Origin of the sequence: Chitinophaga filiformis, from assembly GCF_021646545.1 — a bacterium.
Classification (GTDB): Bacteria; Bacteroidota; Bacteroidia; order Chitinophagales; family Chitinophagaceae; genus Chitinophaga; species Chitinophaga filiformis_A.
The window spans coordinates 164,677-189,050 of record NZ_JAKIRP010000005.1 but is presented as its reverse complement, the minus strand read 5'-3'; the positions used below and the strand labels follow the sequence as shown (position 1 = coordinate 189,050).

19 protein-coding genes are annotated in these 24,374 nt (G+C 47.2%); 9 read left to right on the top strand and 10 right to left on the bottom strand.

What is annotated here, in order from left to right:
* The first annotated feature begins 44 nt into the window (after positions 1 to 44).
* Positions 45 to 1,679: an L-glutamate gamma-semialdehyde dehydrogenase gene (gene pruA / locus L3C95_RS15385; RefSeq protein WP_236388891.1), complete on the top strand. Its 1,635-nt coding sequence runs from the start codon at positions 45 to 47 to the stop codon at positions 1,677 to 1,679.
* Positions 1,680 to 1,901: 222 nt separating this feature from the next.
* Here pruA and L3C95_RS15380 read toward each other — a convergent pair whose 3' ends face one another.
* Positions 1,902 to 2,414, bottom strand: coding sequence for a peroxiredoxin (locus tag L3C95_RS15380; RefSeq protein WP_236388890.1), 513 nt, complete (start codon positions 2,412 to 2,414; stop codon positions 1,902 to 1,904).
* 102 nt (positions 2,415 to 2,516) lie between these two features.
* Between L3C95_RS15380 and pyrR the strand changes: the two genes are divergently transcribed.
* Together pyrR and L3C95_RS15370 are read left to right on the top strand one after the other, a co-directional pair.
* Positions 2,517 to 3,038, top strand: coding sequence for a bifunctional pyr operon transcriptional regulator/uracil phosphoribosyltransferase PyrR (pyrR, locus tag L3C95_RS15375; RefSeq protein WP_236388889.1), 522 nt, complete (start codon positions 2,517 to 2,519; stop codon positions 3,036 to 3,038).
* Between the two features lie 84 nt (positions 3,039 to 3,122).
* Entirely contained in the window at positions 3,123 to 4,064 is a 942-nt protein-coding gene (locus tag L3C95_RS15370) for an aspartate carbamoyltransferase catalytic subunit (protein WP_236388888.1), read from the top strand.
* Between the two features lie 248 nt (positions 4,065 to 4,312).
* On the opposite strand, the gene L3C95_RS15365 is transcribed toward L3C95_RS15370, so the two are convergent.
* From L3C95_RS15365 to L3C95_RS15355, 3 genes are all read right to left on the bottom strand, one after another.
* The gene (locus L3C95_RS15365; RefSeq protein ID WP_236388887.1) at positions 4,313 to 7,756 is read right to left on the bottom strand and encodes a SusC/RagA family TonB-linked outer membrane protein; all 3,444 of its coding nucleotides are present in this window, start codon (positions 7,754 to 7,756) and stop codon (positions 4,313 to 4,315) included.
* Positions 7,757 to 7,769: 13 nt separating this feature from the next.
* Positions 7,770 to 8,783, bottom strand: coding sequence for a FecR family protein (locus L3C95_RS15360; protein ID WP_236388886.1), 1,014 nt, complete (start codon positions 8,781 to 8,783; stop codon positions 7,770 to 7,772).
* A gap of 147 nt (positions 8,784 to 8,930) precedes the next feature.
* Positions 8,931 to 9,470 carry an RNA polymerase sigma-70 factor gene (locus tag L3C95_RS15355; protein WP_236388885.1) on the bottom strand — a complete coding sequence of 180 codons (540 nt, stop codon included), beginning with the start codon at positions 9,468 to 9,470 and terminating at the stop codon, positions 8,931 to 8,933.
* Between the two features lie 385 nt (positions 9,471 to 9,855).
* On the opposite strand from L3C95_RS15355, the gene L3C95_RS15350 reads away from it, so the two are divergent.
* The 5 genes from L3C95_RS15350 to L3C95_RS15330 all read left to right on the top strand — a co-directional run bounded on the left by L3C95_RS15350 (position 9,856) and on the right by L3C95_RS15330 (position 15,382).
* Positions 9,856 to 10,170: a carboxypeptidase-like regulatory domain-containing protein gene (locus L3C95_RS15350; RefSeq protein WP_236388884.1), complete on the top strand. Its 315-nt coding sequence runs from the start codon at positions 9,856 to 9,858 to the stop codon at positions 10,168 to 10,170.
* Between the two features lie 305 nt (positions 10,171 to 10,475).
* Positions 10,476 to 10,805: a DMT family protein gene (locus tag L3C95_RS15345; protein ID WP_110054394.1), complete on the top strand. Its 330-nt coding sequence runs from the start codon at positions 10,476 to 10,478 to the stop codon at positions 10,803 to 10,805.
* An 80-nt stretch (positions 10,806 to 10,885) separates the two neighbouring features.
* Positions 10,886 to 13,363, top strand: coding sequence for a PIG-L family deacetylase (locus L3C95_RS15340; protein WP_236388881.1), 2,478 nt, complete (start codon positions 10,886 to 10,888; stop codon positions 13,361 to 13,363).
* Positions 13,364 to 13,370: 7 nt separating this feature from the next.
* The gene (locus L3C95_RS15335; RefSeq protein ID WP_236388879.1) at positions 13,371 to 13,532 is read left to right on the top strand and encodes a hypothetical protein; all 162 of its coding nucleotides are present in this window, start codon (positions 13,371 to 13,373) and stop codon (positions 13,530 to 13,532) included.
* A gap of 134 nt (positions 13,533 to 13,666) precedes the next feature.
* Entirely contained in the window at positions 13,667 to 15,382 is a 1,716-nt protein-coding gene (locus tag L3C95_RS15330; RefSeq protein WP_236388878.1) for a sodium:solute symporter, read from the top strand.
* A 621-nt stretch (positions 15,383 to 16,003) separates the two neighbouring features.
* Here L3C95_RS15330 and L3C95_RS15325 read toward each other — a convergent pair.
* From L3C95_RS15325 to L3C95_RS15310, 4 genes are all read right to left on the bottom strand, one after another.
* A complete protein-coding gene (locus L3C95_RS15325) occupies positions 16,004 to 16,840 on the bottom strand; it encodes a DUF2911 domain-containing protein (RefSeq protein ID WP_236388877.1) in 837 nt (278 codons plus the stop codon).
* A 64-nt stretch (positions 16,841 to 16,904) separates the two neighbouring features.
* Entirely contained in the window at positions 16,905 to 17,564 is a 660-nt protein-coding gene (locus tag L3C95_RS15320) for a response regulator transcription factor (protein ID WP_149697518.1), read from the bottom strand.
* A 137-nt stretch (positions 17,565 to 17,701) separates the two neighbouring features.
* Positions 17,702 to 18,505 (bottom strand): sensor histidine kinase, encoded by an 804-nt coding sequence (locus tag L3C95_RS15315; RefSeq protein WP_236388876.1) that lies wholly within the window; start codon positions 18,503 to 18,505, stop codon positions 17,702 to 17,704.
* 689 nt (positions 18,506 to 19,194) lie between these two features.
* A complete protein-coding gene (locus L3C95_RS15310) occupies positions 19,195 to 19,605 on the bottom strand; it encodes a hypothetical protein (RefSeq protein ID WP_236388875.1) in 411 nt (136 codons plus the stop codon).
* Positions 19,606 to 20,031: 426 nt separating this feature from the next.
* Between L3C95_RS15310 and L3C95_RS15305 the strand changes: the two genes are divergently transcribed.
* Positions 20,032 to 20,895, top strand: coding sequence for a hypothetical protein (locus L3C95_RS15305; protein ID WP_236388874.1), 864 nt, complete (start codon positions 20,032 to 20,034; stop codon positions 20,893 to 20,895).
* Positions 20,896 to 21,029: 134 nt separating this feature from the next.
* Here the strand turns inward: L3C95_RS15305 and L3C95_RS15300 are convergent, their stop codons facing one another.
* Positions 21,030 to 22,001: a phosphatidylinositol-specific phospholipase C gene (locus L3C95_RS15300; RefSeq protein ID WP_236388873.1), complete on the bottom strand. Its 972-nt coding sequence runs from the start codon at positions 21,999 to 22,001 to the stop codon at positions 21,030 to 21,032.
* A gap of 1,443 nt (positions 22,002 to 23,444) precedes the next feature.
* A complete protein-coding gene (gene xerD / locus L3C95_RS15295; protein WP_236388872.1) occupies positions 23,445 to 24,341 on the bottom strand; it encodes a site-specific tyrosine recombinase XerD in 897 nt (298 codons plus the stop codon).
* Between the last annotated feature and the right edge of the window lie 33 nt (positions 24,342 to 24,374).

The following is a 24,374-nucleotide window of genomic DNA, read 5'->3' as shown; positions in this document are numbered from 1 at the left end:
TAACTGGAAGAAAACAACAAGATCGAACATAAAAACTTCTGAGAATGCATAATGCTTATTTCCACTTTGCTGCACCTGCCAACGAGCCAGTGTACAGCTATGCTCCGGGTTCCCCCGAAAGGGAAGCGCTGAAAAAACAACTGGCCGCTTTCAAAGCCCAGGAATTTGATATCCCGATGTATATTGGCGATAAAGAAGTGCGTACGGGCAAAACCATTGACCTTCGTCCTCCCCACGAAATAAAACATAAGCTGGGCCATTTCCATGAAGGAGATGCCAGCCATGTAAAAGATGCTATTGCTGCAGCCCTGGCAGCCCGCGCCAAATGGGCGGATACGCCATGGGAACAGCGCGCTGCAGTGTTCCTGAAAGCTGCAGAACTTCTCGCTAACAAATACCGCTACGAGATCAATGCGGCCACCATGCTCGGTCAGAGTAAAAATGCGTTCCAGGCAGAAATAGACAGCGCCTGTGAACTGATCGACTTCCTCCGCTTTAACGTACACTATCTCGCAGAAATATATAACCAGCAACCTGTTAGCTCTCCGGGCGTTCACAATCGCCTGGAATACCGTCCGCTGGAAGGTTTCGTGGTGGCTATCACACCGTTCAACTTTACCGCTATCGCGGGTAACCTGCCAACATCTGCCGCTATGTGTGGTAACGTGGTGGTATGGAAACCTGCCTATACACAGGTACTGGCAGCACATGTGATCATGAAAGTATTACTGGAAGCTGGTCTGCCGGCAGGTGTGATTAACCTGGTATATGCTGACGGCCCTGTATTGGGCGATATCTGTTTCAGCCATCCTGACTTTGCAGGTATCCACTTCACAGGTTCTACCGGCGTATTCCAGCAGATGTGGAAGACGATCGGTACCAATATCGGCAAATACAAAACATATCCACGTATAGTAGGAGAGACAGGTGGTAAAGACTTCGTACTGGCCCACAAGTCTGCTAATGTAGATGTAGTGGCTATTGCGCTGGCCCGTGGAGCTTTCGAATACCAGGGACAGAAATGTTCCGCCGCTTCCCGCGCTTACCTGCCATCCAATATCGCGGATGCTGTGAAAGCGAAACTGGTGGCAGAACTGAAGACCATGAAAATGGGTACTACTGAAGATTTCACCAACTTTATCAACGCCGTGATCGATGAACGCTCTTTCGATAAGATCGCTAAATACATCGACAACGCGAAGAATGATCCTAATGTTAAGATCATTGCCGGTGGTAACTGCAATAAAACAGAAGGGTACTTTGTTGAGCCAACTGTTATCGAAGTAAAAGATCCGAAATATGTGACCATGTGCGAAGAGATCTTCGGCCCCGTGCTGACTATCTATGTATATGAGGCAGATAAATTCGACGAGATCATGGATATCGTTGATACTACTTCTCCATATGCACTGACAGGTTCCATCATCGCGCAGGACCGTTATGCTATTGACCTGGCCACTAAGCGACTGGTGAACAGCGCAGGTAACTTCTACATCAATGATAAACCTACCGGCGCAGTGGTAGGACAACAGCCTTTCGGTGGCGCCCGTGCTTCCGGTACCAATGACAAGGCAGGTTCCGCGCTGAACCTCTATCGCTGGCTGAGTGCAAGGACCATTAAAGAAACGCTTGTACCACCTACCGATTACAGGTATCCATTCCTGAAGGAAGATAAATAGAACGTGTATACGTTAAAATAGCAACGGGGAGATCGGAATGATCTCCCCGTTTTTTTTATGGTTGTATGTGCCTGGAAACGGTGTATACAGGCATGTGATGTCCCGTGCAAACTGACTCCGTTAGTCACCATGTTTGTAGCGCGGGTGATAGCCCGGGACAACAATAAACCGGGAAACAAAACGTCGATTGACTCCGTTGCGAAACCCACCGCCGATGTCCGGTTAATTCATCTTCTCCAACGCAGCCAGCGCCTCTTTCACATGCCTCGGACCATCGCTGAGATTGTTGAACACATATGTGATGGTACCCTGTTTATCCACGATGTAAGTCACCCTGCCTGGTATAAATAAGGTTTTCGGTACGCCGAATAACTTACGTACTTTATTTCCGGTATCCGCCAGCAATGTAAACGGCAATCTGTGATGGGTGGCAAAGCTCTTGTGCGACGCTACATCATCCCCGCTGATACCGATCACCTTTGCACCACGGCTGGTGAAATCTTCATACGCATCCCGGAAAGAGCAGGCCTCTTTGGTACAGCCTCCGGTTTCGTCTTTGGGATAGAAATAGATCACAAGCGCTTGTTTACCCAATACGCTGTTGATATCGAAAGTCTGACCGTCCTGGTCCTGTAACTGAAAAGAAGGCACTTTATCGCCCACTTTGAGCTGGGCATCGGTATTACCAAATAAGAACATAAAAAAGAGTGTGAGTATTACAGTTAGATTTTTCATCTGCTTACGTTGTGATAAATGTACGCCGGAAACAGAAAATAGCTGGGAAACTTTTCTTACCCGCTATTAATCATTATTTTTGGCGCTTTAAATCCACATATTTTGAAGACCATATTGAATGGTACGCAAGTGGCCATAACCGTAGACAGGCTTTGTCACCAGTTGATTGAAAATCACCTGGATTTCTCAAAGAGCGTGCTGATAGGCTTACAGCCGAGAGGGATCTACCTGTCCGACCGTATCTATCACACCCTGCGAAAATTACTGCCGGGAGTACATATTAACTACGGAAAACTGGACATTACCTTCTACAGGGATGACTTCAATACCCAGTTGCATGTACCCAATGAAACAACCATAGATTTCTCTCTGGAAAATAAGAAAGTGATCCTGGTGGACGATGTGTTGTACACAGGCCGTACTACCCGTTCGGCATTGGATGCAATGCTGGACTACGGTCGTCCTTCCGTGGTAGAATTGCTGGTGTTGATAGATCGCCGCTTTACGCGTCAGCTGCCCATTCAGGCAGACTATACCGGCCGTACCGTCGACGCTATCATCTCTGAAAAAGTGAAGGTGCGCTGGGCAGAACGTGATGGGAAAGACGAGGTCATCCTTGAATAAGCCCTACCAGTGGATGCGCAGATTGTCCGCATCCGGATTTTGATTTTGGGATTTGTAGTCAGGTCATTTATATTTGCATCTTAAATGTCATTATCAGTAAATCACCTTCTCGGAATACGCGGTCTGCAGCGTCAGGACATAGAGCTTATTTTTCAAACAGCTGATGAGTTCAAAGCGGTTCTGCAAAGACCGATCAAAAAAGTTCCTTCTCTCAGGGATACTACCATCGTTAATTTATTCTTCGAAAATTCAACGCGCACACGTATTTCATTTGAGCTGGCCGAAAAGAGGCTGGGCGCAGATGTGGTGAACTTCTCCGCATCCGGTTCCTCCGTCTCTAAAGGCGAAACGCTCATTGATACGGTCAACAATATCCTGTCCATGAAAGTGGATATGGTGGTAATGAGACACTCTGCCAGCGGAGCGCCTCACTTCCTCTCAAAACATATTGATGTGCCTATCGTGAACGCAGGAGATGGTATCAACGAACACCCGACACAGGCATTACTGGATGCCTTTTCCATCAGGGAAAGACTGGGTAGCGTAACCGGTAAGAAGATCGCTATCTGTGGTGACATCATGCATTCCAGGGTGGCTCTTTCCAATATCTACTGCCTGCGGCAGCTGGGGGCGGAAGTGACTGTAGTAGGCCCTCCAACACTGATCCCGAAGTATATGGAATCGGCGCTGGGAGTGAATGTAAGTTACAATATCCGTGAAGCGCTGCAATGGTGTGACGTAGCAAACGTACTGCGTATACAACTGGAAAGGCAGAATACACCGCTGTTCTCCTCCCTCAGGGAATATTCCCTGGCTTACGGTGTGAACAGGCAGCTGCTGGACAGCCTGCAGAAAGAGATCGTGATCATGCACCCGGGTCCTATCAACCGCGGTGTGGAACTTAGCTCTGATGTGGCAGATTCCGGACATTCTATTATCCTGAACCAGGTAGAGAATGGGGTGGCAGTCCGTATGGCGGTTTTATACCTGCTGTCAGGAAAGAAGGCGGGCAAAGTGGTAGAGTAATAGCGTATTTAACACAACTAAAAAATAAGCTGGTGAAGGGTATGCGTACCTTTCACCTTTTTTTATGTCCTAAACCGCATGATATTTGATCTAATTTGTAAGTGAATACCTAATGGTTCATTCGCGACGATCGGCTCCGTAGGTGCCGTGTTTTTGTAGCGCGGGGTTTCAACCCCGGGATCACAATAAACCGGTCAACCCCGGGTTTGATGATTGGCGTAATAGTCCCGCGTAATACCCACAAGGTCCTAGAAATTCGCATTCAATCCCAGGGTAAACGACCTGAAGAAAGGATATTGGTAACCAATGCTGGAAGCCTGCTCCGGATCATAATACCGGATCTTCATCTTATTCACCTCCCAGAGATCCTGGCCGGAGAAATAGATGCGCAGACTGTTGATCAGCGGCTGGTGCTTGTCGAAGTGGAAGGTATAACCGATCTGAAGATTCTTTAAACGGATATAAGACGCATTCATCACCCAGAAGGATGAGGGTAGCAGGTTCGGGCTATAACCGGCATACAGTCTTGGGAAATCGGCTTGCGGATTGGATGGCGACCAGTGGTCATTATGTATCAGCCAGGGCTGCTGCCAGTTGTCTACAAACGGCATGCTGTACTTCGCCGGCACCAGCACTTTTTTGGCGCCAATCCCCTGGAAGAAGATAGAGAAATCAAATCCTTTACAGGAGAATCCGGCGTCAAAGCCATAGGAATATCTGGGCTGTGTGCTACCCAGGTAAACCAGGTCACCATGGTCTTCGTCGGTATGGCTACCACCGCTGATAACACCGTCGTTGTTGACATCCTGGTAGCGGATGTCACCGGGAGCAGTAGTGGCACCCTGGTAAGCATGCCCAGTTACTTCTGCTTCATTCTGGAAATAGCCTGTGGCCCTGTAACCCACAATCGCATTATAAGGCAGTCCTACCAATCCGCGGTTGTTCCCATTCAGCCAGGCAGTGGCACCATTGGAACCTAATATTTTGTTCTGATCGTCAAACAGATTTGCATTCACCCAATAACTGAAAGGCCCACGGTTGTCACGCCAGCCCAGGTTCAGTTCCCAACCCCAGGAGCGCAGCTCCGCCGTATAGAAGGTGGGGGATACCCAGTTGACCTGTGGATAGGTCTGCGTGGCGATCTGCATACGGGTATTGTGTTTCACGAAGTAGTCCGCGTTAATATTTAATCTGCCTTTGAAGAAGGTCAGGTCCAGTCCGGCATTGGTGGTAGAAACGGTTTCCCAGTTGTTATTGCCGGGAATGTACCGGTCGTTCTCCTCGTAAGACATCAGCGGGTATGCCGTCGGATGTAATATCTGGTCGCGGTAATTGAAGTCATTGAGTCCGCTGCGCCAATTGAAGTTACCCAGCATTCCCCAGGATGCGCGGAGCTTAAATTCATCGAAGAAGGGGAATGCAGCAGCAAACCATTTCTCGTTGTTCAGTCGCCAGCCTGCAGAGAAAGAGGGGAATAGGTGCTGCCTGTTCATTTCCGGCTGCTGGCTGCTGTTATAAGTCAGGGCTGCAGCTATCAGGTTGGCCTCCAGCAGGTAGCGGTCATTGAAGTTATAGTTGATGCGCGTAAAGAGGGACGACAGCCCGCCTGCGCCTTTGAAGTGTATCGTGTTGACCCTTAATGGATCATTGAATGACAGCTGTGATAATTCATTAGACGTCACACCGGCAGCGGTCATGGTCCGTTGATGCTGGTAATGACTTTCATAGGCAAAACCGCCCAGTATATGCACGGTATTTTTCTTTCCCGCAGGAAGGTCGTAGTCAGCCAGCAATTGCAAGCTATGCTGCACTTCCATCAGGTAACCTGTTTTCAGCGAATTAGGATTGTTAACACTGTTGATATAACCACTGCCATCATAGAAATTAACGGTACGTTTACCAAGGCCGTCGTGACTGGTAGTCAGCTGCGGACTGTACACCGCTTTTAAGGTCAGTCCTTTGTACAGGTTCTCTGCTTTAAGGGTGAATACCGCATCTGCATACGACGTACGTTCATCCTGTTTGCCGGCATCCTTCAGCAGCGCGATGCTGTTGAAACCTGCTGTATACTGCTTCGTGAATGGCACATAAACAGGTACATAGCCGGGAGCCTGGTATAAAAAGTTCAGTAATCCGTAGTTACCATCCACCCGCCATCCGGGAGAAAGGGTGTTGCTATTGGCGTACTGCAAACTGGTTTCCAGGCTCAGTACATCACTGAAGCGGTTGTTGACGTTGATCTGTACGTTGGTCCTGGATGTCTTATCCGGTCCGGTATTGAACAATCCCTGGCGGGAGAACTGTCCGAGGGAGAGCAGGTACTGATGCGCTTCACTACCCCCTTTGGCAGTGATCGTATAAGTGGAGGTGGTACTGTTATTACGAGTGACGTTATCCAGCGGATTAAAGTCATCAAAGTAATTATAGTTCTGGGTACCATCCAGTTTCGGCAGGAAATTAATATCGGGGTCCCTCATCAGGGAAATGTCCTGTGCTGACCATACCGGTGGCAGGCCTGCGTTTTGCGCCGCTTCGTTCTGTAGGGAGGCCGCCTGCCACGAATGCATCCGTTTAGGAAGAGCGATAGGCTTTTCAATGCCAAACAGGCTGTTGTATTCAACGGAAATCTTACCCGGCTTTCCTCTCTTTGTTGTAACCAGCACTACCCCACCAGCGGCGAGCGGGCCATAGATGGACGCAGCCGCAGCATCTTTCAGAACGGAGATAGATTCAATATCGTTGGGATTGAGTAAGGTAATGGAACCGGGCGCTCCGTCTACCAGTACAAGCGGCTCGCTATAGTTGCCGGACGACAGGCCCCTGATCTGGAGGTTGAAGCCCTCCTTACCGGGCTGCCCGTTGTTGCGGGTCACCAGCAATCCGGGCGCTGTACCCTGTAATGCCGCCATAACGTTGGTAACAGGACGGCTTTTTAAACGGCGGCCTTCCACTTTTGTGATAGAACCGGTGATATTGGCTTTGTTATGAATACCATAACCGATGATCACGAGGTCATTTAATGTCTTTGTATCGCTTTGGAGGATGATCTCCAGGTTTTTTCTGTCCCTCAGGGCAATTTCCCGGGGCTCATAACCGATGAGGGAGAACTGGAGTACTGCCTGTCCGTCTCCTACCGGTATACGGAAACGACCATTCTCATTGGTGCTGGCGCCGTTGTGCGTGCCTTTTTCACGTATAGAAACGCCTGCCAGTGGTCTTTCTCCGTCGGTGATCAGACCTGTTACGACAAACTTTTCCAGTTCCTTATCTGCCGGTCGTTTGATGATACCGGGTATTGCGGGCGCCTGATCTTCCGGGTAAACGATGATCTGTTTATTGCGGATCTCAAAGGCATACCTGCTACCGGCAAATATCTGGCGTAGAACGGATGTAAGTGGCTGACGCTGTACCTGTAAGGATACGGTGCGGGCATTATCAAGAAGGGTGGAGGAGATGGCGAAGGTGAGCCCTGTTTGTTTCTCGATCAGGCGGATGACCTGCCGGAGGCTGGCCCGGTATACTTTCAGTGTTACCTTGATGGTATCTCCATCCTGGAAACTGGCATAGGGAATAGGACTATTGGTGGCACGGGATGGATAGGCAAATGACAGGCCTATACATACCCAAAACAGTAGTATGCACCAGCGCTTATAGTAAGCCGCCTTACGGAGTGCCTGTATCGTAAACTGCATTTCCTCCGTACGACTAATAAATTTCTACCAGGCTATCTTTTTGTATGGCCTTTACCTGTAATGTTTTGGACAGGATGTCCAGTACTTCAGGGAGAGTTTCTTTATGGAAAGTAGCGAGCAGTTTTTTGTCTGCCAGTCCTTCTCCTTTCAGAACAATATTTACTTTATAGTAATCCTCCAGTACCGCGGCTACCTCAGAGAGAGGAGCGTCAACAAAGGTCAGCTGACCCGTTTTCCAGGCAATGGGATTATTGTTCCGGTGGTGACGGGTGCTGATGGTAGTACCAGCCAGCAGCATTTCTGCTTCTTCACCAGGAGTAAGTATAACCGATTTCTTACCGTTTTTATAGACCGCCTTCACTTTTCCCGTCTGCACAAAGACTTTTACTCCCTTTTTGGTTTCTTTGACATCGAAAGAGGTACCCAGTACTTCTACATCCACATTTTTCAGGTGGACGGAAAAGGGTTTTTCCGGCATATGTTTTACGTCTACGAATATCTCACCTTGCTGTACAAACACTTCCCTGCTGTTTCCCTGGAAACGACGTGGGTATTTAACACTGGTGTGAGCATTCAGATAGAGGCGTGTGCCGTCGGGCAGCAGGAGGCTATCTGTGTTTTGAGCGGTTTGCTGAGCGATATATAAAGGCTGACGGTACATGGTTACCGCTATGACCACCACGACGGCGGCGGCAGCAGCGGCCCACCAGTAACGGGCTATTAATGGCTTTATCCTGCCTTTCTCCTCCACAGGGGCTGTGGGGGTGGTAATTGGCTGAGGGGCAACGGTAACGGGAGGGATGGCAGCAGCAGTCAACTGTGCGTCCAGGGTTTGCCATTGCTGGGAGATGTTATAAGATGCGGCTGCAGGTAATACGTCTCCCTGCCACAATGCTTTAGTTTCCAGGAAGATATCCAGATTGGCAGCATCCAGCTGCAACCATTCATCCAGTGAACGTTTGTGCTCCTCATTCCCTGGTTCCTCCAGGTAGCGGATAACGACATCGATATCAGGTTGCTGTTTCATCTCTTAGTATTAATACAATCAAAAATATCCTTACCATTAGTCTTTTTTAAAAAAACCTTCGTGATTGAGAGACCTTTCTTTATTGTCAGTGCTATATAATAATATATATAGAAGGTAAACAGATAATATAAGGTCTTTGTTCCCTGCTTACTGCTGGTTGAGCAGCCCCAGCCTGATCTTTTTCAGTGCGGTGGTAAGGTGCGTATAAACTGTGTTGATGGAAATATTCAGTTGTTGGGATATTTCTGCGGGAGACAATCCCTTGAACCGGCTCATTTCAAATACCCGGCGGCATTGTTCCGGCAACTTCTCAAGGATGGATAAGTATTGGGCTTCCAACTCTTTATGCTCCAATAAGAGATGTTCGACAGTAGATTCCGTGGAGGTAAGCTGTTGTTCCTTACTGTATTGCTGTTGTCTCTGAGCTTTCTTTATCCGGTTCAGACAGGTATTGACAGTGGCCCTTGCCAGATAATGCTGGATAGGGGCGCGCTCGTCCAGGTTGTCCGCCGTACGCCATAGATTAAGGAATACGTCCTGCACAATATCCTGTGCCTCGTCCTGGTCACGCAGGTATCGCAGGGCGATACTGAACATAGAGGAGGAAAACTGATTGAAGATGATCTCAAAAACCTGTTTATCCCTGTTCCGGACCCCATTAACTATATCTGTATTGTTGAGCGGCATCCTGTAACTAATCTTTTCTATTCTTTTATGTAATTGCTATTTGCAACGGACTAAAGTCGGCTATCAAAAACAGAACGTAGCAAAATTAGTCTATTCTCGCAATTAATCAGCCAATTGCCTGACCCATAGGCTCCTGAACCGGATATTTCGAATTTATAAAAAATTAAATCCGCCATAGTAAAGGGTTTTCAGTGAATTTCCCCAAATGCTAAAAAAAAGACAACTTTTTTTTTCAAAACGACTAATGGTAAGGTTCAAATTGGTTGTATTGTATGTATAGACAGTGAACAAAGCGGCACTTTGCAGGCGCCTGCTACACAAGTGCGGTTTTAATAAAGTTTTTTATACCATTTCGATTATTGTAAAAAACCTAAAACCAATTTGTATGAAAAGGACAACGTTTGGGTTGTCGGCCCTTGTTGCGCTGGTTGTTGGAGCCTTGGCTTTCACCACCTTCGATGGAGGAACAATCAGCGGCAAGATTACGCCGGCAGATGGGGCATCAGAAGTATGGGCTATTTCAGGAATGGATACCCTGAAAGCACCCATAACAGACGGGGCATTTTCCGTACAGCCCGCCAAAGCGGGTTCCTATACCGTGATTATCGACGCTAAAGATCCTTATAAAGACGCCACCCTCAAAGACGTAAAAGTCGAAGACGGCAAAGTAACAGACCTGGGGGAAATAAAGCTGGACTAACATTACCGCTTTAGCGTTTAAACTTACAACTCCTAAGCATGATAGGAAAGTTGAGACCTGTAACAACCGGCCGGCTCTTTTGGGCCGGTTTATTTTTTTCCGGAATTCCTTACGCGGAACAGGGAACAGACCTTCCGGCAGCTAAAGACAATCGCGTCTTACAACCTTTCAGATCATCCTGTTTCGCCCTCATATATTATTGATCGGATAGACGGTAGTGATGATAATTCCAGCAATGCTTGCCTGCTAATGGAATTATTTTTGATCTATCGTCTATCTTTATGCCCTTTTTGAGCCTTAACATCATGCGCACCATCATTCTTTTATTGATTTCCAACACCTTCATGACCTTTGCCTGGTATGGACATTTAAAATATGAAAACGTACCACTCTGGAAAGTGGTCCTTATCAGCTGGGGTATCGCCTTTTTTGAATACTGCTTCATGGTGCCCGCCAACCGCTTCGGCGCCCAGGAGGGCTTTTCCGGCTTCCAGCTGAAAACCATCCAGGAAGTGATCACACTCACCGTTTTCAGCCTCTTTGCCGTCTTTATATTAAAAGAACCGCTCCGCTGGAACTATCTCGTCTCTTTTTTATTCATTCTCGGCGCCGTCTATTTTATGTTTAAAAAATAATGACCTTCACCTTTTATCACATTTTCTTTAACGGCTATATTTAATCACTATTTTTGGCCACTGTTTAATAAACAAGAGCAATGGTCAAAGGATTGTTTTTAACACTTATTTCAGGATTAATCGCCGCTACCACATGGGCACAGCGCTCTCCGGTCGTAAATGCGGCAGATATCAGATTACAGTTAAGGAAACTGGATACGCTTGGTAGCGTTTTATATATCGCCGCTCATCCTGACGATGAGAACACCCGTTTACTGGGGTATCTGGCGAAAGAAAAATTATATCGTACCGGGTACCTGTCTCTCACCAGGGGGGACGGCGGACAAAACCTGGTAGGGGACGAGCAGGGCGAATTACTGGGACTGATCCGCACCCAGGAACTACTGGCCGCCCGCCGTATAGATGGCGCGGAACAATTCTTTACCCGGGCCCTTGATTTCGGCTTCTCGAAAAATCCTACCGAAACATTCACCATCTGGGACAAAGAAAAGATCCTGGGGGACGTGGTATGGATGATCCGCAAATTCCAGCCCGACGTCATCGTATGTCGCTTCCCGCCCGACAGCCGTGCAGGCCATGGACATCATACTGCTTCCGCTATGCTGGCAGAGGAAGCCTTTGACGCAGCAGCCGATCCCAAACGCTTTCCTGAGCAGTTGAAAGTACTGAAGCCCTGGAAAGCTCATCGTATCATGTGGAACACCTTTAACTGGAGCGGCCAGGTAGATAATTCTGCCGGAAACCTCTTCGAAATGAATGTGGGTACCTTCAATTACCTGCTGGGCCGCGGATATGGCGAGATCGCAGCTGAAAGCCGTTCCCAGCATAAAAGTCAGGGATTTGGCGTGCCTGCTTCCAGAGGTAGCTCCTTTGAATATTTCAGTCCTGTAAAAGGAGATAAACCCGTACATAGCCTGCTCGATGGCGTTAATACCACCTGGTCGCGTGTACCCGGCGGTAAACCGATCGGTGAAATGATCGACAAAGTCCAGGCGGCTTATAATATAGAGAATCCTGCTGCTTCCGTGCCAGCCCTGCTGGAGATCCGGAAAGCCATCCAGGCCTTACCTGAAGGCTACTGGCGTACACAGAAACTGAAGGAAACGGAAGATCTCATCATTGCCTGTGCTGCACTCTGGATGGAAGCATACAGTACTACGCAGGTAGTGGTGCCCGGACAGCGTATGGAGGGCAGTGTGCAGTTGCTGTGTAACAGTAATACCAACGTGACGGTAGACGAGATCAGCTTTGACGGAAAGGATACCGTCTTCAATAAACTGCAACTGGAGTATAACCGTTTACGTACGATTCCGGAATCAGTGACATTACCGGCTTCTCTGCCCGTGTCACAGCCATACTGGCTGCAATCGCCACACCCCATTGGGATCTACACCATCAAAGATCCTATGCAGGTAGGCTACCCGGAAAATAAACCTTCCCTGGAGGCAGTCATCAAACTCCGTATCAATGGGGAACAGCTGACCGTTACCAGACCGGTACAATACAAATTCACTGATCCTGTAAAGGGAGAATTATACGAACCATTGGTCGTAGCTCCGCCTGTAGTGGCCATGCTGAATACCAATGTATTCATCTTTACGCAAACGCAGCCACAACCGGTACAGGTGAAGTTGCGTGCGATGGGCCAGAAGACCAAAGGCACTGTACGTCTGCAGCTGCCCGCAGGATTCACCAGCCAGGAAGCAGAACAGCCCTATGAGCTGTCATCCAAAGGAGATGAAACAGTTGTAACCTTCCACATTGCTCCGCAGAAAGTAGCAGGCATTAACCGTACTGATACCCTGCGTGTAGAAGTGCGCGGCGAGGGTAAACTATATACCCAAAGCCTGCATACCATCGCGTACGATCATATTCCGGACATCAACATCTTCCCTGAGGCTTTTGCCAAACTCGTGACGGTAGATCTGAAGTACAACGGCCGCAAGCTGGGATACATTCCCGGTGCCGGCGATATGGTGGCCGCTTCTCTGCGACAGGTGGGTTATGAAGTGACCCTGCTGGATGAAAAAGAGATCATGAACGGCAACCTGCAACAGTATGACGCTATCATTGCCGGTGTAAGAGCATATAACGTTAATCCACGTATTAAATACTGGCAGCCACGCCTCATGGAGTATGTGAAGAATGGCGGTACCTACCTGGTACAGTACAATGTAAGTTCCCCGCTGGTAACCACCGATATGGGACCTTATCCTTTCACGCTGACCCGCGACCGTGTAACAGATGAAACAGCAGCTGTGACGCTGTTACAACCGCAGAGTGAGATCATGCATTATCCTAACAATATTACTGACCACGACTTTGATGGCTGGATACAGGAGAGGGGACTTTACTTCACTCAGATGGCTGACCCGGCATACGAGAAGCTGTTTGCAATGCACGACAAAGGAGAAGAAGCACTACAGGGTTCCACGCTGGTGGCGAAATACGGTAAAGGCAGATATGTCTACACCTCACTGGCATTCTTCAGAGAACTGCCGGCAGGTGTGCCTGGCGCCTACCGCCTGTTTGTGAATCTTATTTCAACAAAGAAATAACCCATCCATGAGCAATAAAAGGGAAAGCGGATCGCGGCTTACAATAATGGCTGTTCTCTGCATAGTAGTGGGGCTGGTCATCGGTTTTGGGATCAAAAGAGTGCATATCGGACTGCTGATAGGTCTCGGACTGGGATTATTAAGCGGAAACATGTTGAAGAAAAGATAAAGGAAGTAAAAACAATCTGTTATGACAGAAGAAAAACCGCCATTACTGCCGCATTGGTGGATGTGGTACGTATTTGTAATTATCTGGCTGGCATTACTGATAGCAGGCTTTTATTTGTTCACTAAAGTATTTTCATGAGCGTAGCTGATTGGATTGTACTGGTGGTTACACTGGTTGGGATCATCTTATATGGCGTCTGGAAAAGTCGCGGCCAGCGCGATATGCAGGGATATTTTCTGGACAACCAGTCAATGCCCTGGTACATCGTATTATTATCTATTATCGGCACGCAGGCAAGTGCAGTGACCTTTCTGTCTGCTCCCGGTCAGGCTTATACCGACGGGATGCGTTTTGTGCAATATTATTTCGGGCTGCCACTGGCCATGGTAGTGCTCTGTATCACCTTTGTACCCATCTTTCACAAACTGAAAGTGTATACAGCGTATGAATACCTCGAGCAACGCTTTGACCTGAAAACCCGTACCCTTACCTCTGGGCTGTTCCTGTTACAGCGGGCGCTGTCGACCGGTATCAGTATCTATGCTCCGTCCATCATCCTCTCTTCCCTGATGGGCTGGAATATTTATCTTACCAACATCATTATGGGCGGACTGCTCATCATCTATACCGTATCTGGCGGTACCAGGGCTGTGAGCTATACACAGACCTTCCAGCTGGTGATCATCTTTTCTGCCATGTTCCTCGCAGGGTGGATGGTTGTACATCTCTTACCGGAGAATGTCGGTTTCATTGACGCTTTACAGGTATCCGGTAAGATGGATAAACTGAACGTGATCGTCACCGATTTTGACTGGAAAGACAGGTACAACATCTGGAGCGGACTGATAGGAGGGTTTTTCCTGGCCTTATCTTACTTCGGTACAGATCAGTCGCAGGTAGGCCGTTACCTGACGGCACGTTCTGTGACCGAAAGTCGTTTGGGACTATTGATGAACGGGCTGGTAAAAGTACCCATGCAATTCCTGATATTACTGATCGGCGCATTAGTATTTGTGTTTTATCTCTATTTCAGGGCACCGGTATTTTTTAATGAAGCACAGATAAAAAAGGTCTACAAATCGGAGCAGGGGACTGCTTTTAAGGCCGTCGAAAATGAATATAACCGCCTGTCTGTTGTAAAACAGGCGCAGGTCACAGCAATGGCGGCCGCCATTAAGAAGGGCGATGAAGCAGCTATTGCCAGCGGCAAGGCAGCCTTGCAAAAGACAGAAAGTGCGGCAGAGGAAGTCCGCACCCGGGCCATTGCCCTGATCCAGAAAGCAGATCCTGCCGCAGACACCAACGATACGAATTACATCTTCCTGCATTTCGTTGTCAACAATTTACCAAAGGGCCTGGTGGGATTGCTCATTGCTATTATCTTCCTGGCTGCCTGGGGAAGTATTGCCGCCGCACTGAACTCGCTTGCTTCCACTACAGTAATAGATATTTACCAGCGCATGTACAAAAAAGAAGAAACTGACGGGCATTACCTGCAGGTATCCCGCTGGTGGACGGTAGCCTGGGGATTATTCTGTATCGTGGTTGCACAATTCGCCAGTCAGCTGGGGAGCCTGATAGAGGCAGTGAACATCCTGGGCTCCTTGTTCTACGGCGTTATCCTGGGCATCTTCCTCGTGGCATTCTACTGTAAAAGGATCGGCGGCACCGCTACCTTCTGGGCGGCAGTAGTCTCTGAAATAGGTGTTATTGCTATATGGCTGTGCAACATTGTATCTTTCCTCTGGCTGAATGCCATCGGCTGTTTCCTGGTGATCGGTATTGCGGCGCTCTTTCAGCTTGTTATTGGGAAAGAGCAATCATTAAAACCGGTAGGAGAGAAGAATTAATGAGAGGTTACACATTAACTTTAATTGATACAGGGAAATCATTAGGTCCCTGTGGATAGCTGTTCCCGGTAGAATCACCCGGTCCCGGGGTTGGCCACGCGGTCCCGGGGTTGAAAACCCCGGGCTACAAACACGAGGCTCCTAACGGAGCCTATCTTAAAAGGCCGCCAATAATAGGAAGGGCCACTAAAGAAAGAGGCAACAGTAAATATTGGTGGGAGTCTGGAAGCATATGCTTCATTAAGTGGTATGGAAGAACAACACTAAATATTGGTGGGAGTCTGGAGGAATATGTTTCAGTAAGTGATAAGATGTGCCTTAGCCGGCTGGTACACGCTTGATGCTGACGGATCAACAGCCAACGCCGATACGATCGAAAATGCTTAATAGCCATTCACTACCAGGCGGGTACAGCACATCTTACACTTACTGAAACAGATAAAGCTCATCGTATAACGTGAACAGATAAAGCTCATCGTATAACGTGAACAGATAAAGCTCATCGTATAACGTGAACAGACAACGCTCATCGCATAACTTTGAACAATCAACGCTCATCGTACAACGTTGAAATAATAACGTTCATCGCATAAGGTGGAAACGAATAACGTTTATGGTATATTACAGAGATGCGATGATCTTCTGATTAATCACTACGTAGTCATCGTTCTTGGCAGTCTTCGCCAGTTCAATCGCTTTTTCAGCAGTAGCTTTTGCACCTTTCTTATCACCGGCTTTAGCCTGGATACGTGCCTTCAGCGTAGCGATCCAGAAAGCGGTCGGGTTTTCTTTTACGGCTTCTTCTGCCCATGCCAGCGCCTGTTTCAGGTCGCGGTTTGTTTCGTAATAATAAGAAGCCGCCTGGAAATAAGGTTTTTTGTCACCTTTCATAGCAGCATCCAGCTGTGCCATTACTTTGCTATCGACATCAGCTTTCAGCGGTACAGTGATCATGGTTTTTTCCCAGATCAACAGCATGTTTGCTTCATTAGAGCTGATATCATCAAAAGTGATCATGAAGTTCTCAACAGCGAAAGGCAGCTCGGTTGGAGACACCTTCACACGAACTACATCATTTTCAGGTTTGTAAGCAGCAGGGCTGGTTACATCGAGGCTTTTGGTGAGGATGATCGTCCATTCTGACTGGCCAGGGATGGTCAGCAGACCATATTTACCAGCTTTCACTGCAGTGCCGCCGAAAGTAACGTCATCGCCGAAAGTGATGGTTGTAGCGCTGTTAGCGCCGGTTCTCCATACTTTACCGTAAGGAACGAGATCGCCCATAACGGTCCTGCCTTTCATAGCAGGGCGGGAGTAATTTACCTCAACGAATGATAATGCGAAATCCTGGTGAATGGTCTGTCCTGGGCTTGGAGCGGGCATTTTTACCTGCGCAAATGATAATTGTGCGCTAAGTATCAGAGAGCCGGCAGCCAGGTAACGAAATAAAGGTTTCATAATTGACTGGTGGTTTAATGAGCTGCAAAGATGAGTCATCTTTGTCATTCTGTCAACCCACTTATCATTCAATCAATCCGTTTCTGAAAGCATGCATCACCAGGCCTACAATATTCTTGGCACCGGTCTTTTCCAGTAGTTTCTGGCGCAGGCCTTCAACGGTACGTGGACTCAGGAATATTTCCTTGGAGATCTCCTGGGTGGTGTATTCGTTACAAATAAGACGGAGTACTTCCAGCTCACGGTCGGTAAGCTGTACTTCGTTGCGGAAGGTAGGTTTAAAGTGTTGCTTGTTCTTGTGCATCACCTTTTTAAGGAGAGCAAGGTTAACGTTCTCATTAAAGTAGAAGCCTTTTTCGTAGGTGGTGCAGATAGCTTCGTATATCTCGCCGGGTTCGGCGTTTTTAAGCAGATAAGCGTTAGCGCCGTTTTCAATGAGGTGTACAATGAAGTTGTCGTCTTCATACATGGTAAGAACGATCACTTTTACGTTCGCGTATTTTTCACGCACCTTTTTGGTGGCCTCGATGCCATCCATATTAGGCATTTTCAGGTCCATCAGGATAACGTCAGGCTGTTGCTCTTCCATTATCTGCAGCAGGTGCGCCCCATCTTCAGCTTCAAACACAACAGTTATATTCTCATACGGGGTGAGGGTATTAATAACGCCACTACGGAAGATCTTATGATCGTCGGCGATGGCTACCTTAATGTTGTTCACCATAGGGGGAGGCTGTTTAAGTATTTTGTTAGATTGTCCCTTGCTTAACAGCATGATAATGCTCACCATGACGGGATCTGCGGTCCCCAAGTCATAGGATATATCGACTGCTCAGCAGGACAAAGCTAGAAAAATTCATCTTATTCCTCAGGGCTTTGGAAATTTTCCACTCGAATTTCTGCTATTGTGCCGCAATCCTGACCTGGAAGATACCTGATATTACCACCGATAACGTTCAGCCGGCTCTCAATATTCTTTAATCCAAGGCTACCGGTTTTCTGGCGGGAGTTGTCCAGGGAACGCAGTAGTAGCCCGTTTCCATTATCCGTTACGTTGATTTGTAATAAGTTAGGGGTACTTCTGTAAGTAATTTCTATCTGAGTGGCCTGGGCATGTTTCAGGATGTTATTGATGAGTTCCTGTACAACGCGGTAGATGTTCAGGGCTTTCTCAAATTCCACTTCCTGCTGTCCGCCTTCATCTTTAAACAGGATTTTTACCTGTTTGTTCTTATTCATCAGGCTACAAAAAGAATCGAGTGCTTTGGAAAGTCCGAGGTTTTCGAGCGCCTGGGGATGGAGGCTTTGCGAGATGAAGCGGAGATGCTGTATGATCGTATCTGTAAAATCTTTGGTTTCCTTTAACTGCTCGTTTTCTCCATTACCGGTCTTCAATAAAGGTTGTAGTTGGTTTAGATTGAGTTTCAATACGGATAACTGCGCCCCCACTTCATCATGAAGGTCTTCCGCAATACGTTTGCGTTCCTGTTCCTGGCCTTGAAGGATGGCCATCAGCCGTTCTTTCTGTAATTGCAGATCTTTATCACGGATCGCAAGTTTGTGTTGAATTACCTGCTTTTGCTGGAAGATCACCAGTACCACTACCAGGATGCTGAGCAACAACATGACTGATGTCCCGATGATTAATATGTCTGAGAACCTCATGTGTGGCTCTTTTTTACTTTTAAAACGCCAATGAATAATAGTATCAACTGGATAATGCCTGCGCCGAATGTTATTGCAAATGTTAACAATGCGGAATCACCCTTTATTGTAAAACTTAACTTCAATATATTATACGCAAGCGAGAAAAGAAAGAAACCGCAGTGATAAATAAAAATTCCGGCATTATACCAGAAATTAGGAAGTGAATTGATGAAGATGGATTGTTGTACGAGTTCCTCGTCTCTCAGCAATTGCCAGAAATACAGCGCACCGTAGATGATGAGAATGAAAGTTTCCGCAGCGACTGAATAAGAGTTAAAGGTTACGGGGCCTTCCAATACAAAATAGTCGAGTAAAACAAAGGCTAAAACGGGCAAAATCAGGGCAATCGTTGTAAATCTGATAGCTTTGTGCTTAATGCTTTCTCTGAAGTATAGGGAAAGGATTACAAACTGTATGTAGTACATTGAATGCCAGAACCATAAGTTGTTTCCCGAAATGACAGCAATTAGTTTCGTGCCCGTTGAAAAAAAAATGCTACTAATGAGAAAATAAAAAATCCATCTCCCACTACTATCTAAACTGTTGAACCGAATAGTAAAGGGGATCAAAAGCAAGCATTCGATCCCCATCATGATGTAAAAAAAAATGAGATAAATGTGCACTTAACTCGAGTTTAAATGGATGAATCACTCACAATTTGCAGGGCATGGCAGACCCGTATCAAGTGCACCACCTTCTTCGTCATCTACGCCTTTAGCGGCAGCAGATGCTGAGAATGAATTTGCATCTGTGGTTTCTTTCTTCTTTTTGTAAAGAATGTTCTTTCCGTTCTTGTCAACGGCGTAAATCACCATTTTTCTGTCATCTATTCCGTCATTGTTGGTATCCTCACCGTAGTAAATACGTAATCCCGCAATGTCTTCCTGACAGGAAAGAAGCTCCAATAATTTTTCTTTTCCGAAGAAGTAAGCCTGGATGAAATCATCGTTTCCATGCTTCTTTCTCTTCCTCGTCATGTAATTGCCCCGTAAGCGTTCAGCTTCCTTCTTGGAGATAAAGGCGCCGGTGTCTGGGGGGAAGTGTTTAGGAATCTCCATAATTGTGCTGTGGTTTTTAAGTTGGTGGTAAAATTATTATAAATAATCACTTTGCAAAGCACATACGTATATAACATGTTTGTACCACGTAGTGTTTTGATAATATATTAATAGATTGATTATTAGATAATTAGGCTGCTTTTGTCCGTTTTAGAGGTAAAATACTAACGTAGTGTCCCATAAAAAATGCGTAGAACTACGTATTCTTTGCAAACAGTACTTTAACGCTTGTCTGGCGTCCATAACTTATCAATCTTTGCATAGTGAGTTAAGGATAAATTCTTTATCTCACAGCGAGCATAGTAAAATGGGCCTTTCTACCCATGTTTGTTCTTCCTTTACTAGACAATGCAGAGAAAAAAGGGCTATCCATATCGGCCAGAATGTGGTTAAGTGTGTTAACCCCTTCTTTTAAACTTTAAAGTTATGTGTTACCTGTTAATTGGAAACATTTCTGCATTGATCTCGGATGAGTGTACAGAACCTTTGGTGGATGCATTTTTACGTGTTTATTTACCAGACGGGCGTCATCCCATAGGAGCGCACCCCAAAAGAGAGAATTTTAACGGTCCCTGTCAGCTTACAGCGGGACAGGTCGAAGCGAAGCGGGATCGCTTATTAGCGGAGACCAGGTTGGATGAAAAGGGAAATTTTACGCTGACCTGGGAACAATTACATTTATTTACGGAACCACTTGAACTTGACATTTGTTTGCGCCACATGCCTGAACAGGCAGACATCAGAGGGATGGAATCCCATTACCATCTGAGTACGACGGTGCCACACTGGAAACGTTCGGGACAACAATATGTTGCGGCTTATGCATATATCCTGCCAGTTGAAAGCTGGCGGCAGATACGGGCCAATTATGGTACCTGGGTAATCGCAGGAACAGTAAGACGGTTACATGCCAGGGAGGGACAAGCACAGTTAAAAGTAGAAGCGTACAATGCCGGAAACCATCGCTTATTGGGATGTGCGCGTACCGATGAAAACGGACGCTATCAACTCCGGTTCAGCAGGAAACAACTGGCTGGCAGACTAATGCTGGTCGGTGATCGCCGGAATCTCAGCGGACCGGATATTTATTTTAAGGTGTACCGGGATAAACAGCTGCTCTGGGAAGAAGAAGTCCAGGTAGCTGATATGCCGGAACGAAAAGGAGTGAGGCCCTGTAGCATGATCAACATCACTATGCGGGACACACTCAAAAAAGCATCAGGCTATGTACCCGGTTGGTTGAGCAACTGGGCAGTGCCAGGACGAAAGTCCTCACTGGTAAGTCATTAAAAGATAAGGTACTATTTAACCTATATTCAGTACTACATGCCCTCAATTACTAAGTTTGGTGACCCACATACACACACATTCAGTAAAAACAGCTACCCCTTTTCCAGTTCCCAGGGTAGCTGTTTTTTTTATGCCTAAAAGTTAGTGTTGGCAATCAGTGACGCTCTTTCAGCATTCACGAAGTCCATCGGAATAATACCGAATCTACCATGCGTATTGGTGGTAAAATAAGTATTGATCCTTGGATTGATATTGCCGGATACCGTTGTAATGCTCGGTATACCAAAGATCAGTGATTTGTAGCCACTGGTGAAGTTAACGTACAGTACATTGTTGTTCTGCGTTTTCGCTTCAGTGAACAAAGCGTTGATGTTGTTCCATTTTGCATTGTTGTCAGGCACTACATACTGGTCCTGGATCTTCAGACTGGCATTGCTGTTGTTGATGGTAAAAGTCGTATTGTCGGCCCAGGCAGTAGCGTCAATACCCTTTGGGGTACCCGTAGCACCGAACCTTCTTAATAATACGATCTTTCCTCTTACCTGTCCCAGCGTCGGGATAGTAGCTCCTAAAGACCAGAAGCTGGAGTACTGCTGTACATAGGTGTCAAAAGTCTGCTCGAAGCTCCTGGTGTTGTCAGTCGCATCGTATTCTTCTTTCACACTCATCACAATCGTCTCTCCGGGATGGCTTGTCAGGAAGCTGGTGCAGGCCACCAATACATCGTTAAAGTTCAGGTTCTGATAAATAGAACCGTGGTGGATGGCAAAGGCATTACCAATGTGGCGGCAACGGATGTCCAGGAAACGAACGCCTGCTTCCAGCTGAGCGGCGATGGTCAGGTCCTGGCATTTGGCGGTGCCTGCTACAGGTTCAACACGGGCGCCACTGTCATGGGTACCCGGAATGGACAGGGCAGCAATGCTGCTGTTGTCAGGAAGGCTGGTCATCCAGCTGTTCATCGCCACTGCCGCTGCTTCAGCTGCAACGGCTACCGCATTGTCTGCCTTCAGCGCAGGCTGGGTAATGTCTTCTTTGTAACAACCGGAAAAAAATACTGCAGACAGCAGGATGCCTGCAACGGGCATGAAACGTTGTGTGTTCATCAGGGTAGGTTTAGGTTTATTAGGTTTATTAGGTTTATAAGGTTTTATAGGTCATCTGTTTACAGGTGCTTACAGGTTTTCATCAACACGGGTCATTATTGCCTGCACATTAATAAGACACACAAGATAACAGGCACAACTATCAGAAAAAAGGAGTTAACAATACGATAATAATCTGGCGACGACTGCCCGGACGGTCACGGCCCTCAGTGTAACGAGCCTTCATAAGGCAGTTATGCTGAGGGCCTTTTTTATTGCTGCTTTCCGGTTCTTCTGGCCTTGGCATCCTGTTCAAACAGGATGCTCTATCACTGATATCCCATTTATTACCCTTTATCAACCCATATATAAGCCATATATAACCCATATCTCTATAAATATGGGTTATATATGGGTCATATATGGCTTATATATGGGTTATATATGGGTTATATCCGGGAACAAGCTATAGTAGCAGCTTTACAAGGATTGTTTAAAATGCTTGTTTTGTTAGTTGCTGGTAATAAATACAGTTTGTATGATGTATGGATGTTATAATTATGGTTTGAGGCGAATTTTTGCATTTCCGGCGGCTTTGACGCGGCCGGGTATGTCGATAGTCTGGATGTCACAGGAAGACAGGGGGGCGACATAAAACGCATCAAGTCCACGTTAAAGGCATGTCAAAGGCATGTCAAAGGCATATTAAAGGCATGGTAAATGGATGGTCACAACACGGGCTACTTATTGTGAATAATAAAGGATGTCTTCGTGGTTGGTGATACCCCGGTTTCAGGCTGGGATCACTGGCTGTAGTTCTTTGAAGTTCCTTACTATCAGGCTTAGGGAAGGCGGGTTGGCCGTTGATGTTTATTAAACCCCTTGTGCGACGCGTGAGCACTTCAAATAACTAAGGCCAGTGATTCCCACCTGAAACCGTTATACTTATTGACTTCCGCTTATAATCAGGCAACTGTAATACCGGGCTGTAATATCTTGAGAAAACGTTTGTCGCCATCGTCCTGATAAGCAGGTCCTCATATGCTATAGTAGGGAGAGCGGAAGTAGCAACGGTTTCAGATGGGAATGTCGGGCCTTCGGCTCTCCGGTGATACGACAGATGCTGTTCCATCCATATCCTACATCCGATTCGCTTGACAACGCCCAATAGTCATTCAGAGAGGCGCCGACCGACATCCCATACTGAAACCGGGCTACTTAGCGTGAATAGCACATTCCCACCAGGCAACAGCCATCCCATACTGAACCGGGTTACTTAGCGTGAATAGCACATTCCCACCAGGCAACAGCCATCCCATACTGAACCGGGTTACTTAGCGTGAATAGCACATTCCCTCCAGGCAACAGCCATCCCATACTGAACCGGGTTACTTAGCGTGAATAGCACATTCCCTCCAGGCAACAGCCATCCCATACTGAAACCGGACTACTTAAATAACACATTTAAAACCGCGGGTGAAACCTTTGCAACGTATCCCTTAAAAACTCCCTGTCCAGATGAGTATAGATCTCAGTTGTAGTAATACTCTCATGCCCGAGCATCTCCTGCACAGCGCGGAGATCGGCGCCACCTTCCACGAGGTGAGTAGCAAATGAGTGGCGGAAGGTATGGGGCGATACCTGTTTCTCAATGCCTGCTGCTGCGGTAAGGTCTTTGATAACAAGGAAGATCATGACCCGGGTCAGCGCACTGCCCCGGCGGTTCAGGAAAAGGATATCTTCCTGTCCTTTTTTTACGGGTACATGCACCCGTACTTCATCTTTATAGATATTGATGTATTTGATGGCATCGGGGCCGATAGGTACCAGGCGTTCCTTGTCGCCTTTACCGACTACACGGATGAAACCCGCATCAAAATGCAGTTGAGATATTTTGAGGCTGACCACTTCGCTGACACGCAGACCGCAGCTGTACATGGTTTCCAGAATAGCCCGGTTACGCTGACCTTCCGGGGTGCCCGCCTTTACCTGTGCAATGATCTGCTCTATTTCATCAAAGCTGAGCACATCCGGCAATTGCCGCCGTGTTTTGGGGGCTTCGATCAGCAGGGTAGGGTCCTGGCGGATGATATCTTCCAGCATCAGGTACCGGTAAAACGCCTTAATACCGGAAATGATCCTGGCCTGCGAGGTAGCGCTCATGCCCAGGTTGGCGATCCATTGTACGCAGGCCTGCAGTTCGGATAGCGTTACCTGGTCAGGAGGCAGTGGTGTTCCGGCTGACTGCAGGTATTGCACCAGTTTCTCTACATCGCGGATATAGGCCTCAATAGAGTTGGCTGACAGGGATCGCTCCAGCTGGAGATATGCTTTGAATCCTTTCAGGTATATGTCCCACATGGGCGGCAAGTTACACAAAAAAGGCCCTCCCGG